18 protein-coding genes are annotated in these 15536 nt (G+C 49.8%); 6 read left to right on the top strand and 12 right to left on the bottom strand.

What is annotated here, in order from left to right:
* Positions 1 to 143: 143 nt before the first annotated feature.
* The gene (locus WN16_RS13625) at positions 144 to 491 is read left to right on the top strand and encodes a DUF488 domain-containing protein (protein WP_003030722.1); all 348 of its coding nucleotides are present in this window, start codon (positions 144 to 146) and stop codon (positions 489 to 491) included.
* 7 nt (positions 492 to 498) lie between these two features.
* On the opposite strand, the gene WN16_RS13620 is transcribed toward WN16_RS13625, so the two are convergent.
* Complete coding sequence (locus WN16_RS13620; protein ID WP_003030725.1) at positions 499 to 747, bottom strand: DUF333 domain-containing protein; 249 nt, start codon at positions 745 to 747, stop codon at positions 499 to 501.
* 186 nt (positions 748 to 933) lie between these two features.
* Between WN16_RS13620 and WN16_RS13615 the strand changes: the two genes are divergently transcribed.
* Genes WN16_RS13615 through yoaJ form a run of 3 tightly spaced genes read left to right on the top strand, consistent with a single transcriptional unit; the run spans position 934 to position 2182 of the window.
* On the top strand, positions 934 to 1959 hold the full coding sequence (locus tag WN16_RS13615; protein WP_003840865.1) for a sensor domain-containing diguanylate cyclase: 1026 nt from the start codon (positions 934 to 936) through the stop codon (positions 1957 to 1959).
* Between the two features lie 47 nt (positions 1960 to 2006).
* Complete coding sequence (locus WN16_RS13610) at positions 2007 to 2105, top strand: YoaK family small membrane protein (RefSeq protein ID WP_032941789.1); 99 nt, start codon at positions 2007 to 2009, stop codon at positions 2103 to 2105.
* Between the two features lie 2 nt (positions 2106 to 2107).
* On the top strand, positions 2108 to 2182 hold the full coding sequence (gene yoaJ / locus WN16_RS13605) for a protein YoaJ (RefSeq protein ID WP_099530266.1): 75 nt from the start codon (positions 2108 to 2110) through the stop codon (positions 2180 to 2182).
* Between the two features lie 49 nt (positions 2183 to 2231).
* Here the strand turns inward: yoaJ and WN16_RS13600 are convergent, their stop codons facing one another.
* On the bottom strand, positions 2232 to 2480 hold the full coding sequence (locus WN16_RS13600; protein WP_003030729.1) for a GlsB/YeaQ/YmgE family stress response membrane protein: 249 nt from the start codon (positions 2478 to 2480) through the stop codon (positions 2232 to 2234).
* Between the two features lie 359 nt (positions 2481 to 2839).
* On the opposite strand from WN16_RS13600, the gene fdhF reads away from it, so the two are divergent.
* A complete protein-coding gene (fdhF, locus tag WN16_RS13595; protein WP_044700069.1) occupies positions 2840 to 4987 on the top strand; it encodes a formate dehydrogenase subunit alpha in 2148 nt (715 codons plus the stop codon).
* 52 nt (positions 4988 to 5039) lie between these two features.
* On the opposite strand, the gene WN16_RS13590 is transcribed toward fdhF, so the two are convergent.
* From WN16_RS13590 to WN16_RS13545, 10 genes are all read right to left on the bottom strand, one after another.
* Positions 5040 to 5684, bottom strand: a complete 645-nt coding sequence (locus WN16_RS13590; RefSeq protein WP_003840864.1) for a hypothetical protein — start codon at positions 5682 to 5684, stop codon at positions 5040 to 5042.
* Positions 5685 to 5900: 216 nt separating this feature from the next.
* On the bottom strand, positions 5901 to 6083 hold the full coding sequence (locus WN16_RS13585; protein ID WP_003840863.1) for a DUF1869 domain-containing protein: 183 nt from the start codon (positions 6081 to 6083) through the stop codon (positions 5901 to 5903).
* 3 nt (positions 6084 to 6086) lie between these two features.
* Positions 6087 to 6449, bottom strand: a complete 363-nt coding sequence (gene yeaR, locus WN16_RS13580) for a DUF1971 domain-containing protein YeaR (RefSeq protein ID WP_003030735.1) — start codon at positions 6447 to 6449, stop codon at positions 6087 to 6089.
* A 174-nt stretch (positions 6450 to 6623) separates the two neighbouring features.
* Complete coding sequence (gene leuE / locus WN16_RS13575; RefSeq protein WP_003840862.1) at positions 6624 to 7262, bottom strand: leucine efflux protein LeuE; 639 nt, start codon at positions 7260 to 7262, stop codon at positions 6624 to 6626.
* A 139-nt stretch (positions 7263 to 7401) separates the two neighbouring features.
* Complete coding sequence (gene zinT / locus WN16_RS13570; RefSeq protein WP_230122440.1) at positions 7402 to 8013, bottom strand: metal-binding protein ZinT; 612 nt, start codon at positions 8011 to 8013, stop codon at positions 7402 to 7404.
* Positions 8014 to 8139: 126 nt separating this feature from the next.
* Positions 8140 to 8730, bottom strand: coding sequence for an ATP-binding cassette domain-containing protein (locus WN16_RS13565; protein ID WP_016150096.1), 591 nt, complete (start codon positions 8728 to 8730; stop codon positions 8140 to 8142).
* A complete protein-coding gene (locus tag WN16_RS13560; RefSeq protein WP_003846680.1) occupies positions 8714 to 9508 on the bottom strand; it encodes an ATP-binding cassette domain-containing protein in 795 nt (264 codons plus the stop codon). The genes WN16_RS13565 and WN16_RS13560 overlap by 17 nt, the downstream gene beginning before the upstream one ends.
* Positions 9502 to 10314 carry an ABC transporter permease gene (locus WN16_RS13555; protein WP_044700048.1) on the bottom strand — a complete coding sequence of 271 codons (813 nt, stop codon included), beginning with the start codon at positions 10312 to 10314 and terminating at the stop codon, positions 9502 to 9504. Before WN16_RS13555 ends, WN16_RS13560 begins: the two co-directional genes overlap by 7 nt.
* Positions 10304 to 11278 carry an ABC transporter permease gene (locus WN16_RS13550; protein ID WP_032936455.1) on the bottom strand — a complete coding sequence of 325 codons (975 nt, stop codon included), beginning with the start codon at positions 11276 to 11278 and terminating at the stop codon, positions 10304 to 10306. The genes WN16_RS13555 and WN16_RS13550 overlap by 11 nt, the downstream gene beginning before the upstream one ends.
* Positions 11278 to 12900 (bottom strand): ABC transporter substrate-binding protein, encoded by a 1623-nt coding sequence (locus WN16_RS13545; RefSeq protein WP_003030747.1) that lies wholly within the window; start codon positions 12898 to 12900, stop codon positions 11278 to 11280. Before WN16_RS13545 ends, WN16_RS13550 begins: the two co-directional genes overlap by 1 nt.
* A 395-nt stretch (positions 12901 to 13295) precedes the next feature.
* Here WN16_RS13545 and WN16_RS13540 point away from each other — a divergent pair, with 395 nt between their 5' ends.
* Complete coding sequence (locus WN16_RS13540; RefSeq protein ID WP_044700050.1) at positions 13296 to 15383, top strand: TonB-dependent receptor; 2088 nt, start codon at positions 13296 to 13298, stop codon at positions 15381 to 15383.
* Positions 15384 to 15536: the final 153 nt, after the last annotated feature.

Genomic DNA, 15536 nt, shown 5'->3' with positions numbered 1-15536 from the left:
TATAAGGAGCCTCAGCCTACCGATTTTTTGTTGGTATCACAATCCCTTAAATTGGGAGTCAGGGCTGGCGGAATGCTATAATGGTCACGTTTTACGATCTTATTTAACCGTAATAGCGATAGCTTAATGGAGCGGATGAAGAGATGAATATTCAGTGCAAACGTGTGTATGACCCGGCAGAAAAAAGCGATGGTTACCGCGTGTTGGTCGACCGGTTATGGCCTCGCGGGGTGAAAAAGAGCGATCTTATTTTCAACGAATGGAATAAAGCACTTACCCCGTCATCTGATTTACGTAAGGCATTCCACGCAGAGTTGATTGATTTCTCGCATTTTTCTGAGCAATATCGCGCTGAACTGGCTCAACAGCAGCAAGAAGGAAAGCGCCTCGCAGAGATTGCCCGACAGCAAACCTTAACGCTACTGTATGCGGCGAAAAATACCCAGCAAAACCACGCGCTGGTGCTCGCTGAGTGGCTACGTCAATGCTGACCGCGTATCACTTGCCCGTTGTCGGATGATCTCTACGCCAGAGCGCCCATTCATCAATCACTTCCCCTCCGGGTAGTTTGCAGTCTGACCTTACGCCTTGCGGAGTCTGCACCGCAACCAGCGTACCGCCCTTTTGTTCGCAATACACCGATGCCGGATTCGCCATGCCGATTTTTGGTGGTTTAGGGGCATCAGGCTGCGTGGTACACCCCGCCAGCACCAGCAAGCCGGGCAAAATAATAGACGCTAGTTTCATCTCTACTCCTGTTTAAAAGCATTATTCCGGCAGGTTACCCCGACTTCCCTTCTATCTCCATGTTTTACGTTCTAATTTCAATTTTATGATTACATTTCAGCCAGAAACACGTGTTTCATCTTGCTCCCTGATGTTCTATCATGCGCCCACGCCAGCCTTGTCATCACTCAGGAGTATTTACACCTCATGTCGGACATGATCCTTGCCAGAGTCTCACAATCCTTAGCCACGGAGCAGTCAGTTGAGAGTCTGGTACGCCAACTTCTGGAAATGCTGGAAGTAGTGACTGAGATGGAATCTACATACTTGACCAAGGTCGATCTGGATGCCCGTCTGCAGCATATTCTGTATGCGCGTAATAGCTGCCAAATGCAGATCCCCGAAGGGCTGTCCGTACCGTGGGATGAGACGCTGTGCAAACGCGCTATTGAGGAAAACTGTCTGTACAGCGACAACGTGCCCGTACGATGGCCGGAATGTACCACCGCTCGCGCACTGGACATCACCACTTTTCTGAGTACTCCCGTTCATCTTCCGGACGGAACGTTTTACGGTACGCTCTGCGCCACCAGTCGCCGCCAGCATGCGTTAAGCGAACGTGGTGAACAGGTGTTGCATCTGTTTGCCGGACTAATCGCCCAGTCTATTCAAAAAGAGTCGCTGGTTGCTCAGTTACGTGAAGCGAACGCTGCGCTGATTGCTCACTCCTACACCGATGCCCTGACCGGATTACCGAATCGGCGCGCAATTTTTGAAAATGTAGAGACCCTTTTTTCGCTCGCCCGCCACCTCAGGCAGAAGATAGTTGTCGCATATATCGATTTGGATGATTTCAAATTGATCAATGACCGCTTTGGCCACGAGGTTGGCGACCAGTTCCTGATCCAGATTGGCCACCGCCTGCTGCGTAAATGTAGTGATAATGACATTCTCGGTCGACTGGGCGGTGACGAATTTTTAGTCGCTCGCCTGTCGCCGGATGATGACAGGGAGCAACGCGTTCGTCTGCAGCAGGTGAAACATCAGTTGCAGCAGCAAATTTGCGGCGACTACCACCTGGGCGATATTCATCTGTTTTATCCTGGCGCCAGTCTGGGCGTGGTGGAAATTGATCCGCTGGAGACTGATGTAAACTGTGCGCTTCACCTCGCAGACAGCGCAATGTACAAGGATAAAAAGCGTCAGGATAAAACCGCTTTTGTCGTACATTAACCCCTGCTATGCTGACTCGTCTTTAAATAACTCTGGTAGATAATCGTATGCGACTCGGTATTATTTTCCCTGTCATTATTTTCATTTCCGCTGTCGTTTTCTTATCCTGGTTTTTTATTGGCGGTTACGCTGCGCCTGGAGCATAACGATGAAAAAAACAACGCTTATTATGATTGGCGTGGCTATCATCGTGGTTCTGGGCACGGAACTGGGGTGGTGGTAACCAAAGAAAAAGGCCACTTATCAGTGGCCTCTATTGTCTGCATGTTTACTTAACTTTTGACTTTTCTATAGATAAACAACACCACAATCGCACCGATAACCGCTACGACAAAACTGCCAAAGTTGAAACCATCAACTTTACCAAAACCAAAGAAGGTACTGATCCAGCCACCCACTACCGCACCGACAACCCCTAAGATGATGGTCATAAAGAATCCGCCGCCATCTTTACCCGGCATAATCCATTTTGCCAAAATCCCAGCGATAAGACCGAAAATCACCCATGAAATAATGCCCATAATATCCCTCACTTATGTTTTTAAGTTAACGATTCGCTCGTTGTATAAAAGCATAGCATAGCGCTGGAAAATTAAAATTTGTGATCGGTATCACCTGCTATTTTCATCTTTTTCTGATCTTTCATAAGGTTAAACCATTCGATGCGACATTTTCCCTGACGTAGCTCGTCATTAATGTCGAATCGTCAGTCATTCTGCTTTACTCATTCGCCCTCAGTCCCTGCAATTACTGGGTTTTCACTTCTGGCACGATTTATGCTTAAACAACCGGTCACTATGACAAATCGTAGTCCGCGATGCGTATCGCGCGGCTCCGTTTACAATTCGCGCTATTTCAGCATTTAACAGGTCTGTTATTGATGAAAAAAATCACCAGTGTATGCCCATACTGTGGGGCCGGGTGCAAGCTCAAGCTTGTTGTTGAGAATAACAAAATCATCCGCGCCGAGGCCGCAGAGGGTGTAACGAACCAAAATCAGTTATGCCTGAAAGGCTACTATGGTTGGGATTTTCTTAACGACACTCGCCTTCTGACTCCCCGTCTGACTCGCCCGATGATCCGTTATGAAAAAGGTGGAAAATTCACTCCCGTTAGCTGGGATGAAGCCATTCGTTACACCGCAAAACGCTTATCTGAAATCAAAAATACCTATGGCCCCCGCGCCATTATGACCACTGGGTCTTCACGTGGAACAGGGAATGAAACCAACTACGTGATGCAAAAATTCGCACGTGGCGTTCTCCATACCAATAATGTCGATTGCTGCGCCCGTGTCTGTCACGGCCCTTCCGTTGCCGGGTTACAGGAAACATTAGGCAATGGCGCCATGAGCAATTCCATCAGCGACATTGAAAACTCAAAATGTCTGCTGATCTTTGGCTATAACTGCGCCGACTCGCACCCGATCGTGGCTCGCCGGGTAATTAAAGCTCGCCAGAATGGCGCAAAAATCATTGTCTGTGACCCACGTCGTATTGAAACTGCTCGTATCGCTGACCAACATTTGCAGTTAAAAAACGGTTGTAATATGGCACTGGTTAACGCCTTTGGCCATGTCCTCATCGAAGAGCAACTCTACGATCGCGAGTATGTACAAAAGCATGCGGAAGGACTGGAAACATACTGGGAAACCGTGAAGGACTATGCGCCTGAAGCCGTTGAACATTTAACGGGTGTTCCCGCACAGCAGGTTCGTCAGGCGATGCGTACATTTGCCGCAGCGCCATCGGCAACCGTGATGTGGGGAATGGGCGTCACCCAGTTTGGCCAGGCCGTTGACGTGGTTCGTGGTTTGTCGAGCCTGGCGTTGCTGACCGGCAATCTGGGACGTCCTAACGTCGGCGTTGGGCCGGTGCGTGGGCAGAATAACGTGCAAGGCGCGTGCGATATGGGGGTACTGCCTAACCAGTTCCCTGGGTATCAGGACGTGACCGATTTCACCATCAGGGAGAAATTCGCCAACGCCTGGGGCATTGACGTTAATCAGATGGATGACAAGATTGGGACGCGCATCACTGAAGTTCCGCATCTGGCTATTGAAGGCAAAATTAAAGCCTACTACATCATGGGGGAGGATCCGTTGCAAACCGAGGCCGATTTAGGTCTGGTCCGCGAAGGGTTTAACGCGCTCGATTTTATTGTCGTGCAGGATATCTTCATGACCAAGACAGCGGAAATGGCCGACGTCCTCCTGCCGGCCACCTCCTGGGGTGAACACGGTGGCGTCTTTACCTGCGCCGATCGTGGATTCCAGCGTTTTGAAAAAGCGATTGAACCCTCAGGTGATGTCAAGCGTGACTGGGAGATCATCAGCCTGCTGGCCAGTGAAATGGGCTATCCCATGCGGTATCAAAGTAACCAGCAAATCTGGGATGAGATGCGCGAGCTGTGCCCGCTGTTCTACGGCGTAACCTATGAGAAAATGGGTGAAATGGGGCATATTCAGTGGCCATGTCCGGAGCTCGATCACCCCGGCACACCTTACCTTTACGCGAACAGCCAGTTTGATACCGCCAATGGCAAAGGCAAACTGTTTGCCGCACAATGGCGAGCGCCCGCAGAAGTTCCTGATGAAAAGTATCCGCTGGTCCTGTGTACAGTGCGTGAAGTTGGGCACTACTCCTGTCGTTCAATGACCGGCAACTGCGCAGCGCTGCAAGCCCTGGCAGATGAGCCTGGGTATGTGCAAATCAATACTCATGATGCAGAAAAACTGGGTATTCGTCATCGTGACCTGGTATGGGTCAGCTCGCGTCGTGGTAAGGTCATCAGCCGCGCGGATGTATCCGAGCGTATCAATACCGGAACGGTGTATATGACCTATCAATGGTGGATTGGTGCGTGTAACGAGTTAACCCAGGATAACCTCGATCCTATTTCGAAAACGCCGGAAACCAAATATTGCGCCGTAAGTATTGAGCACATTAGCGATCAGGGATGGGCTGAAAAGTATGCCGCACAGACGTATAGCGACATGAAATCACGCTTGTGCGAGGCCATTGCGTAAGTCACCTCGCTAACCGCCTGAGTCTGGTCATCCAGACTCAGGTATTTTCTCGTTACTTCGCCAACTGTGGTTCACTAAAGCGAATAGCAGCAGATTCTTCCTGCTTATCCCGCTGCATAAAACCGAGGTTCATCAGGAACAATCCTACCATAAACGGGAGTTCATACAGCTCTTCAATGAGATCGCCGTACTGCGCGTTGTGCAAAAAGACAGGGGCCAGCAGACGATGATGCTCTACCGTATCGGAGATCAAAAATGCACAGGTGGTGATCGCTAACAGCCATAGCGGCAGCGGTTCATTGCGTAAGCGACGGGCAATATCCTGGCGTAAGCGTTTTGATATCAGGACAGGCAGAATAATCATTGCAATCAATACCACTGAGATAACTCTGAACAGAAGTTTAGGGTGCTCGGGGAAATAATCACGGCCCCAACTGGTACTGCGACCCAGCAACACCAACCACCACACAGCCGCCCAAAGCCAAAATTGTTTCTCGCCTTCAGGACGTGATAAAGGCCGGATGTAGCTGAGAGTAAAAAGCGCTCCAAACAGCAGCCATAACGCCTGGCCATTCTCAATCCATCTGACGACAGTACCGTTGAGCAAAGGTAGATTCCAGTTCGCAGTGAACGGGATCGCTACGATGATCAGCCCAAGAATGAAAGTGGGTAATGTTAGTCGGGTATTCAGTTTCATAAGCGAGGTTCTGTATTGTGACTGTTTCACGATCATAACCCCTGTGAATGATCCAACATTAGCAATCAATGCGGATTTCTTAAGGTATTCTTAAGAAATCTTTTTCCGGATATTTCCAGGTTTAACACGGATAAAAAAACCGCTCTGCGCCAGAGAAACGCAGTGCGGTTTATAAATCAAAAACGAAAATATGCAATCAGAGGCAGAGGCTAACATCTACCAGCCGCAGACGTCGTGCTCATTCTCGGTATCGTATGAACGTACCGTATTGACCAGGTCTTTAACCACTTCAGCGGCCACATCCGGAATCAACAGCGTCATCGGCGCTTCAGTTTCATAATCGACTGACACGCCGTTGCTGTTATTGGTCACTGTTACGGTATAGGTTGCTTTGCCCATGATTTACTCCTTGCCGGTGCGCACGACTTTTCGTTGATTCGCGCTCTCCATCAGAACTTCCGGGGCAACGAAAAAATCGATATTAAAGTAAGTGTCGTCGGTCATCACTTCGATGTTATGCCATTTTTCCGGTGGAAAAACGCCAAACTGACCGGCTTCAATAACCATCACCTCTACGGGCTCCGGGCTATGTTCATCTGCGTATCCGAGATATTTGACCGCCCCCTGCATAACCGAAAGTCGAGGATAAACCCCGGCACGGGTTCCTTTATCAAGGTGGCGTTCGAAAATTCCGGCAGGTGCCGTTTCTTTGTTCCAGAATGGAGTAGAGCGTGTATGGATATGGTTCTGTGGAATTTGAAGCATTTTTCTTCCCTTTTCCAGTCGACAACCAGCGAGTTCTTACTGAACCGCTGCTGTACACAGGGTACGCCTCATAATATACATTTAAAATACCATTTATTGGTTATAACAATACAATTATAAATGAATTGCAGGGTGTAATATTGAAGGCCCGCCGTAACCAACGGGCCAATGGCGTCACGACTGAAGCGTGGCCAGACGAGCGGCAAAACCAACAAAAATCAGACCAATAAGGGAATTACCCACTTTGGCCAGTTTTTTCTTCGTACGGATATACTGCGTCACGAACGCGCCGGAGAAAATAAGAAAGCTCAGATAGAAAAAGCTCACTATCTCAAGCGTAATAGCCAAAATAAAGAATGACAGCCCTGAGTGCGGCGCATTGACATCAATAAACTGCACGAAGAACGACACATAAAACAAAATAGCTTTAGGATTCGTCAGGCTCAGAATTAACGCACGTTTAAAAATAGCGCCAAACGGGACTTCTTCAGGCGCGGCATCGCCAGCTTTCGATTTCAGTGTTGCATACAGGATCTTCGCACCGAGGTACAGCAGATAAAACGCGCCAAGATAGCGAACGATGTTGAACAAAACGGGCGTTGTTTTGATCAATGCGGCAACTCCGGCATAGGCCAAAAACATTAACACGGCATCGCCGATAAACACACCGCTTGCGGCGAGATAACCGCCCTTCACTCCCCGACCAACGCTGTTCTTCAACACAAATATCGTATTTGGCCCCGGTACCAGCACGATAAAAATAGCCCCCACCAGATACGTCCAGTAATTCAGAACTCCATACTCTGCGAACACGTTAACCTCTTCCTGAAAAAACACATGCACTTGCTGCGAGACAATATGCTAACGAATGCATCGGGTGATGGAAAGAGAAGGTTATGAATTAAAAAACCCGCCACTGGTGACGGGTGTGTACAGATAAGGTTAGCCCGGATTAATGGTGCAGCATCTCATCCACAACCTCTTCTCCCTTCAACTGGTAAGGGTAGTAGGTAGGCCAGTTTTCCATCTCTTCAAGCAAGGCTGCCTGCGAGGTATTTCCCATAAAGATATGGAAGTGGCTCGATTTACGCGGCGCGATAATATGATCGCTGAATTGCACGTATTTAGGTGCTTTGCTGTTAGCGTCTTTACACTCAAACAGATAGCGTACACCTTTCTTGCCTGACTTATAGTGCAGAATTTTATAACCGGCGTAGTCGTATTTACATGATGCAACCTGATTACCGGTGTGAAATTCCATTACGTCATTTTCGATGCCGATGGTGTCTACGTTGGTTGCATAACCTTTACGGTAGTAATCTTTAATTTGTTCTGCCGTTTTGCTTTTGTCTTTCTCCGCTTTCTTTTTGAAGACCGGATCAAGCTCGCCGCTGACCAGATACGGATAGACAGATTGCCACATGCCATCCCAGTCGGTCAGCTCCCTATTTTGCACCTGGTTATCATCAAAAACCCCTTCCGACGCCTTTTGTTCTGCTTCGCTCATCGGCGCACCATGGGAATGATGACCGTGCGCCATAACCGAACCACTGACTACAAGCATCCCCAGAGCAATTGTCAGTTTTTTAATACAAATAGCCAAAATTTCACCCTCAAATCATTTGCGAGTGAATGTTATAATATAACATATCAATTTAATCAATAGATCAGCTACAAGCCTTATCTCATTTCACGTTACAAGGAGTTTGCTGGAACAAAGCTGCTCAAGCAGGGCCTGTTGATGGCTGATAATCAGCATAGCCAATGGCCGACGCTGGCATTCTTCAAGCAGCAGCGCCCAGATATCCCGTTGAATGGAAGGATCGAGCTGGGCGGTAATTTCATCAGCAATAAGAAAACGTGTCCGCGGGTCCAGCGCACGAAGTAAAGCAATTCGCGCCAGTTCACCGCCAGAAAGTTGTCCGGGGCGGCGAGTTAACCACTCTGGGTTGATGTGAAGACGGGTAAGCATTTCAGCATCCGGTCGCCAGGCATCATGAACCGCATCACCGGTGCTGCGTCGGGGGTTAAAAGTTAATTCCGGATGCTGTGGCACCAGTTGCACCGGGCAATACTGGTGCATCGGTAACGGTTGTTCATCAACCAGAATGTCACCCGAAGTTGGTTTCTGCCAGCCCGCCAGCACGCGTCCCAGCGTCGTTTTGCCCGTCCCACTTGGCGCACAAATCCCAATACGTTCTCCAGGGTGTAGAGAGAAGGTCAGATTTTGCCACAGAACCTTTTCTCCCTGACGGATTGTTACATCACGACAGCACAACATCGCGCTCTCCAAAAAGTTGATTTCTTTCAGGCAGCGCCCGCCATTGTCGTTGCAGATGTTCGCTAATCTCTCCGCGTAACAGCTGTTCCCGGCTGACGTTATCCGACACCCTTCCCTGATGCAGCGCGACAATACGATCCGCATGGCGGGCCGCCAGCGTGAGGTCATGCGTTACCCATAAAACGCCAGCCCCTTGCTCACATTGCTCACGCAACTGTTCAAGGAGTTGATTAGCCAGAGGTGCATCAAGCCAGGCGGTAATTTCATCCGCCAGAATATAGCGAGCCTGACTCAGAGACGCATGACAGGCCAGGACACGTTTCGCCATACCGCCTGAAAGCTGGCGCGGAAAAGCATCTAATACGCGACTTTCCAGTCGGCTACGCTGGAGCAATCGTTCAATTTTTCCGGCATTCCATTGTTGGCCAGAAAGCTGGCATGCCCTGCGCAGATGCTTTTCAATCGAGAGCAGCGGGTTAAGCGCCTGAACGCCTTGCGGGACATAGCTGAAGGTATCGCCACGACATTTGCGAATATCATCGCTGTTCAGCGTTTTGCCCTCCAGTGTGATAGTGCCCTGGAAGCGCAAATTCTCCGGTAAGAGATCGAGCAGGCATTGCAGCAGCAGGCTCTTACCCTCCCCGCTTCCTCCCACTAACGCCACCATTTGACCCGGTGCCACGTCGAAAGAGATATCCTGCAACAGCGAAGACCAGTTTCTCGCGCCGTACCAGCGATAACGCGCCACCTCCAGCGAGACCTGTCTTAAACTCAACATGCGTCACCTTGTAACCATAAACGATGTACCGCCCTTGCGAGCTGATCGAATAACATCACCAGACTGAACAGCATCAGTCCCGGAAACAGCACCAACCACCAATCGCCATGACTGATAAATCTCAGCGCATCCGCCAGCAGCAGTCCCAGTGACGGTTCATGCGGTGCCAGCCCAAAACCGAGGAAGCTTAACGCCGCACTGTGCAACACCGCGTGGGGAAACATCAGTAGTGTTCCCGTTAGCCATTGAGGTAATAAGGCGGGTAGATAGTGATGTCGCCAGCAGTAAAAATGGCCGTGCCCCAGACGCCAGGTCAGCGTCAAGTAGTCACTGTGGGCCACGCGCTGCGCTTCAGCACGCAGGATTAGCGCCAAACGCGGCCAGTGGGTCAGCGCAACCGCCATAATCACGCCGTTTTTCCCACCGCCCAGCGTAAAACAGATCAAAATGAGCAACAGCAGATGCGGCATCGACAGCATGGCATCGGTAATCAGGCGCATAAGCACATCCAGACGCGGATGTATGCGCGAAACCGCCGCCATCACTAACGCGATGAAACCGCTACACAACGCCGCACCAATACCAATTTGCAGACTGGTTAGTGCACCCTGAAAACAACGGATCCACAGGTCGCGACCAAGGTTGTCGGTGCCAAACCAGTACAGCGCATCAGGCGGTAAATGCCGGGCGAGCAGATTAACGCTCAACGGGTTATCCAGCATTGCGGCACCATACACTGCAATGAATAACAGGCAGCTAAAAGAGAGCAAAAGACGAATCAGCGTCGGCGTCGGGTTATAGAGCATCAGGTCGTTCCAGAGCACGGTTCAACATACGGACAAGCCAGGTAGACAGCGAGTTACCAATAAACACCAATACGGTACTGAACAATACAATTCCCATCAGTAACGGCAGATCTCCACGTAATCCGGCATCAATAGTGGCCTGCCCCAGTCCCGGGTAAGCAAAGACTTTTTCGGCCAATAATGCGCCTCCCAACAACTCCCCCAGCGAGGCAAACTGCAAACACAGCGCAGGCGTAATTGCATGACGCAGAACCTGATGGCGTAACAGTGACCAGCCTTTATCTCCCTGAGAACGCGCAAAACGGACAAAATCGCTTTTCATCACGCTGGCGATGCTTTCCCGTGTATGAAGCGTAATTTGTCCCAGCCCCAGCAAACTGAGCGCGCAAACGGGAAGCACCAGATGGCGCAGACGCTCAGTCAGCGTCGCCATATCGCCGCTATTGCCCGGCTCCCACGCGCAGCAGACCGGAAATACCGGCCAGCGCACGGCAAATAATGCCAGCAACAGCATGCCAATCCAGAAGGTCGGCAGCGAAGAAAGCAGATAACTGAGGCGACAGATTGCTTTATCCGGCCAGCGATTCAGGTAGCGACCCGCGACAAACCCCATTGCCGTTCCCAATATGCCAGAGAGTAGCCACGCGCCACCAAGCAGCGCAAACGAAGTCGCAAAGCGCTCCTTGATCACGCTGGCAACCGGCGCGTTAAACAACATTGAGTAGCCGAGATCGCCCTGTAATACACGGCCAAACCAGTGACCAAAACGCTCCCATAGCGGTTGGTCCAATCCCCAGCGAGCCGCGATACGCGCATATTGCTCCGGCGGCACATGCAGGAGATCGTTGCCGATATAAGCCCGAATCGGATCGACCGGAGAAAAGCTGAGCAGCACAAAAGTGCCAGCCGCAACCAGCACTAATAACACTATCAGCCGTAGAAAATGGCCCACAACAGACTTCATCAACGGCAGGTCCAGGTCCATTCATCCAGATTATTGAGCAGTGACCAGCTACCGTGAATCTCCGGTGCGCCTTTACCTAAGTCAATACACGGATTTGCCAGGTAGGTATGCTGAATATTCAGCAGCCATGCCCAGGCAGCATCGCCCTGCACGCCAGCCCCTTGCTTGCCATCCCACTCAACTTGCTGCCAGAACGGCAACGCTTTTTGCCAGTCCGGAGCGTCAATTGCCTGTTTAAGATGCTGCTCAACGACAGGATTGCTGTAATAGCCTGGATTGTAGTATTCCACGCCCGCAGCCTGATTACTGTAGTGATGGAAAAGCTCCATCGGATCCAGACTTCCCCAGCCAAACAGCGTCGGGTTGGCATGCATATGCCGCTCAACAGTTTCCCAGCTCCCGGATTGCAGAGAAATCTGAATACCCACTGGCTCCAGCATCGCACGTACGGCTTCGGCTAAATCCCGGCGTGTACTGTCACCGCTGGCGTACCACAACGTTAAGCGAGCCTCTTTACCGTCCTTCACGCGTACGCCGTCTTTACCCACCTTCCAGCCGGCTTCTTCAAGAATCGTTCGCGCTTTTTCGCTATCGCCATCTTTGAACGCAACTGATTGTCCCTGCCATGGCAGACCCTGAACCGCGCTATACGCCGGAATCGCATGACCTTCCATGACCTGATCGGCAAGCTGCTTACGGTCGATGGCGTAGTTGATGGCGCGCCTGATGGCAACATCGGCAGTGATATCGTTCCCAATCGGATAGCCATTGGCGTCTTTTTTACCTGCAGGAACCATCGGGAACACAATGCCGCGGTTTTCCACGCTGTCGCGTACCCAAAGTTTCAAATTTTTCTGCTGAGGAGCGACCGCCATCGACGGCGCGATACGTACGAGTCCCAGTTGGCCGCTGCGCGCTGCGGCATAAGCGTTATCTTCATCAAGGAAGACAAACACCAGCTTACTGAAATCATTTTTCTTACCGGCATACCAGGGATTAGCCTCAACGATCAACTGCTGCCCCGGCTGAAAACTCACCAGTCGATACGGACCCGCGCCAATCGGATTTTTAGCGAATGTTTTTTCGTCATACCGTTTTTGCGGAACAATTCCTAATGAACCCAGCACGTTCACAAAGGTACTTTGCGGGCTACGCAACGTAATTTCTACCGTGCGGTTATCTTTCAGACTGGCATGGGTGAAGTTTCCCATGTCGATTTTGCCGCCGCTTTTTGCTGCTTTGTTATAGGTGAACACCACATCTTCAGCGGTTAGCGGCGAACCATCAGAGAATTTAAGGTCAGGTTTTAACGTCAACGTCCAGGTTTTGCCGTCTGCGCTGGTCTCTACTTTTTCCGTCAGCAGGTTTCCCCAGCTCATATCTGCATTTTGTTTTAATAATGGTGCATGCAAAAGCAGATAGCTGCCATGACTCCAGCCCAACATCGGGTCAAAACCTTCCGTTGGCTCCGGTCCAATTGCCAGTTTTAACGTCTGCCCTTCGCTCGCATTTTGCGCGGCGAGAAGTGGTGAGGTTAATGCGAGAGTCAATGCGCACGTAAGCAGTGCCAGCTTGCCTTTGATCATTATGTTATCCAGATTTACGTTATTTTTATGCTGCATAACGATTTACAGTCGTTAAGCAGTCTCCTGGGGAAGGGATTATGGCGGACAGAAATGACGAAAAAAATGATGCGGCGCAGAAAAGTATGACGATTTTCTAAAATTATCATACTTTTTTCTGATACTCCGTTATGAGTACGATGTGAATCTCAAAATATAGATTAATCCCTCGCCATTTATTCAAAGGAATATTAATCCCTATCTAATAATTACTCATGTTGACTATTTACCCTTCCTGCTATTTCCTTATCTAAAATTAATGACAATTTATGTATATTTATTCAAAAAAAACACCAGAAGTGACAAGTTATGTAAATTTGTAATGATAATTATTTGTATTATCATTACGATCACTTATCTTACTGCCTTTGATTTTTAACAAAGGAAGTTTGACTATGCGTTTAAAACCCGTTGCCTCTGTCGTTCTGTCCTGTTTAGGATTTTCCAGCCCCCTGGTATTTGCTGAAGATGTCATGGTGGTAACCGCTTCCGGTTACGAAAAGAAAATCACCAATGCCGCCGCCAGCGTCTCTGTTATTTCGCAGCAAGAGTTACAAACCAATAAATATAATGACTTAGGTGAAGCCCTGCGTTCTGTTGAAGGGGTAGATGTTGAAAGCAGCACCGGTAAAACTGGCGGTCTGGAGATCAGCATCCGTGGCATGCCCGCCAGCTATACCTTGATCCTGATTGACGGTATTCGTCAAAACGGCAGCAGCGACGTGACGCCAAACGGCTTCTCTGCCATGAATACCAGCTTTATGCCCCCGCTGGCGGCAATCGATCATATTGAGGTTATCCGCGGCCCGATGTCGACGCTTTATGGCTCCGACGCAATCGGTGGCGTGGTGAATATCATCACCAAAAAAAGCACCGATAAATGGAGCACTTCCATCAATACCGGCGTTAACCTGCAAGAGAGCAATAAATGGGGTAACAGTACGGTCGCCAACTTTTGGTCAAGCGGCCCGTTAATCGCGGGCGTACTGGATATGCAGGTTCGGGGGAGCACAACTCAGCGTCAGGGTTCCAGCGTCACTTCGCTGAGCGATACCTCTTCCACCCGCGTACCTTATCCAACCGAGTCGGAAAACTACAATATTGGTACGCGATTCGACTGGAAAGCCAATGAAAGCAATACGCTGTGGCTGGATCTCGACTCCGCCAGACAGCGTTATGACAACGATGACGGTCAGTTGGGTAACCTGACGGGAGGTTATGATAAAACGCTGCGCTATGAGCGTAACAAAGTGACCCTCGGCCACGATACCGCCTTAACGTTCGGCACCTGGAAATCCTCCCTCGGCTGGAATGAAACCGAGAACAAGGGCCGACAACTGGTCTCCTCCGCACTCACGCCAGAGAACGCAGGTCGGGCCGGTGACGCGCGTGAACTGAAGAACACCAACGTCATTCTGGACTCCGTGCTGCTGACACCACTAGGTGATTCGCATCTGTTAACCCTCGGCGGGGAATATTGGGATGCACGGATGAAAGATGGTGTGGTGCTGGCCAATACCGGCGAGACGTTCCACCAAAAAACGTGGGCAGCCTATGCCGAAGATGAATGGCATATTCTCGATTCGCTGGCCTTAACCGCAGGAACACGCTATGAGCATAACGATGTCTTTGGCGGTCATCTCAGCCCACGTGCGTATATGGTCTGGGACGTATCTGATGAATGGACCCTCAAAGGCGGCGTAACGACAGGTTATAAAGCACCATCACTGAGCCAGTTACATAACGGGATCAGCGGTGTAACCGCGCAGGGAACGGTGAATACAGTCGGTAACCCGGACCTCAAACCTGAGGAAAGCATCAGCTACGAAACCGGGCTGTATTACGAGAACAACGCCGGGCTTAACGCCAACATTACCGGCTTCTATACTGAATACAAAAATAAAATTGTCTCGTATTCTATCGATGATAATACCAACAGTTATACCAACAGCGGCAAGGCGAGGACCGATGGCGTTGAATTTGCCAGCACCTTCCCTCTATGGTCGGATGTGCTGACCTTATCTCTCAACTACACCTACACTCAGAGCAGGCAAAAAGATGGTGACAATAAAGGCGCGCCGTTAAGCTATACACCAAAGCATATGGCTAACGCCCGTCTGAACTGGCAGGCAACGGAAGATATGAACGCCTGGCTGAGCGCACGTTATCGCGGTAAGGCCCCACGCTTCACGGAAAATTACGACAATCTCAGCGCAGTACAAAAAGCCGTCTATGACGATAAAGGTGCTAATTTAAAAGCCTGGACCGTCCTGGACATGGGAATGTCTTACAAACTGACCAAAGATCTGACACTTAATACGGCAGTTAATAACGTGCTGGATAAAGACTTTAGCGAGGTTAAACTTTACCAGGTGGGCCGTAATAGCACCTACGCAGGTGATTATTATCAGACTGCACAATCCACTACCGGATACGTAAACCCGGGCCGTAACTACTGGGTATCGTTAAACTATCAGTTCTAATGTTGTTTTCCCTTCCTGACGGACTGGAATTGATAGCCCGTCAGGAATTATGTTACATCAAATAACAGGCGGATGATGTTGTAAAATCGCACTCTTTATAAGGATATGATTAAAACACTCTCAGCTACCTGTAACTAAAAGTAACTAATTTTC

The organism is Citrobacter sp. ABFQG, assembly GCF_004322975.1.
GTDB classification, from domain to species: Bacteria; Pseudomonadota; Gammaproteobacteria; order Enterobacterales; family Enterobacteriaceae; genus Citrobacter; species Citrobacter freundii.
Note: the sequence above shows the minus strand (reverse complement) of the source record. Positions and strands in the feature narration are given on the sequence as shown.

Bases quoted from the DNA above. Each gene is read 5' to 3' on its own strand.
- WN16_RS13600 (WP_003030729.1), bottom strand. From the start codon at position 2,480: ATGGGCATTATTTCATGGGTGATTTTCGGTCTTATCGCTGGGATTTTG.
- WN16_RS13555 (WP_044700048.1), bottom strand. From the start codon at position 10,314: ATGCTCTATAACCCGACGCCGACGCTGATTCGTCTTTTGCTCTCTTTT.
- WN16_RS13620 (WP_003030725.1), bottom strand. From the start codon at position 747: ATGAAACTAGCGTCTATTATTTTGCCCGGCTTGCTGGTGCTGGCGGGG.
- WN16_RS13550 (WP_032936455.1), bottom strand. From the start codon at position 11,278: ATGAAGTCTGTTGTGGGCCATTTTCTACGGCTGATAGTGTTATTAGTG.
- WN16_RS13590 (WP_003840864.1), bottom strand. From the start codon at position 5,684: ATGAAACTGAATACCCGACTAACATTACCCACTTTCATTCTTGGGCTG.
- WN16_RS13610 (WP_032941789.1), top strand. From the start codon at position 2,007: ATGCGACTCGGTATTATTTTCCCTGTCATTATTTTCATTTCCGCTGTC.
- zinT (WP_230122440.1), bottom strand. From the start codon at position 8,013: ATGCTTGTAGTCAGTGGTTCGGTTATGGCGCACGGTCATCATTCCCAT.
- WN16_RS13565 (WP_016150096.1), bottom strand. From the start codon at position 8,730: ATGTTGTGCTGTCGTGATGTAACAATCCGTCAGGGAGAAAAGGTTCTG.
- WN16_RS13540 (WP_044700050.1), top strand. From the start codon at position 13,296: ATGCGTTTAAAACCCGTTGCCTCTGTCGTTCTGTCCTGTTTAGGATTT.
- fdhF (WP_044700069.1), top strand. From the start codon at position 2,840: ATGAAAAAAATCACCAGTGTATGCCCATACTGTGGGGCCGGGTGCAAG.
- WN16_RS13585 (WP_003840863.1), bottom strand. From the start codon at position 6,083: ATGGGCAAAGCAACCTATACCGTAACAGTGACCAATAACAGCAACGGC.
- WN16_RS13560 (WP_003846680.1), bottom strand. From the start codon at position 9,508: ATGTTGAGTTTAAGACAGGTCTCGCTGGAGGTGGCGCGTTATCGCTGG.
- yeaR (WP_003030735.1), bottom strand. From the start codon at position 6,449: ATGCTTCAAATTCCACAGAACCATATCCATACACGCTCTACTCCATTC.
- WN16_RS13615 (WP_003840865.1), top strand. From the start codon at position 934: ATGTCGGACATGATCCTTGCCAGAGTCTCACAATCCTTAGCCACGGAG.
- WN16_RS13545 (WP_003030747.1), bottom strand. From the start codon at position 12,900: ATGCAGCATAAAAATAACGTAAATCTGGATAACATAATGATCAAAGGC.
- WN16_RS13625 (WP_003030722.1), top strand. From the start codon at position 144: ATGAATATTCAGTGCAAACGTGTGTATGACCCGGCAGAAAAAAGCGAT.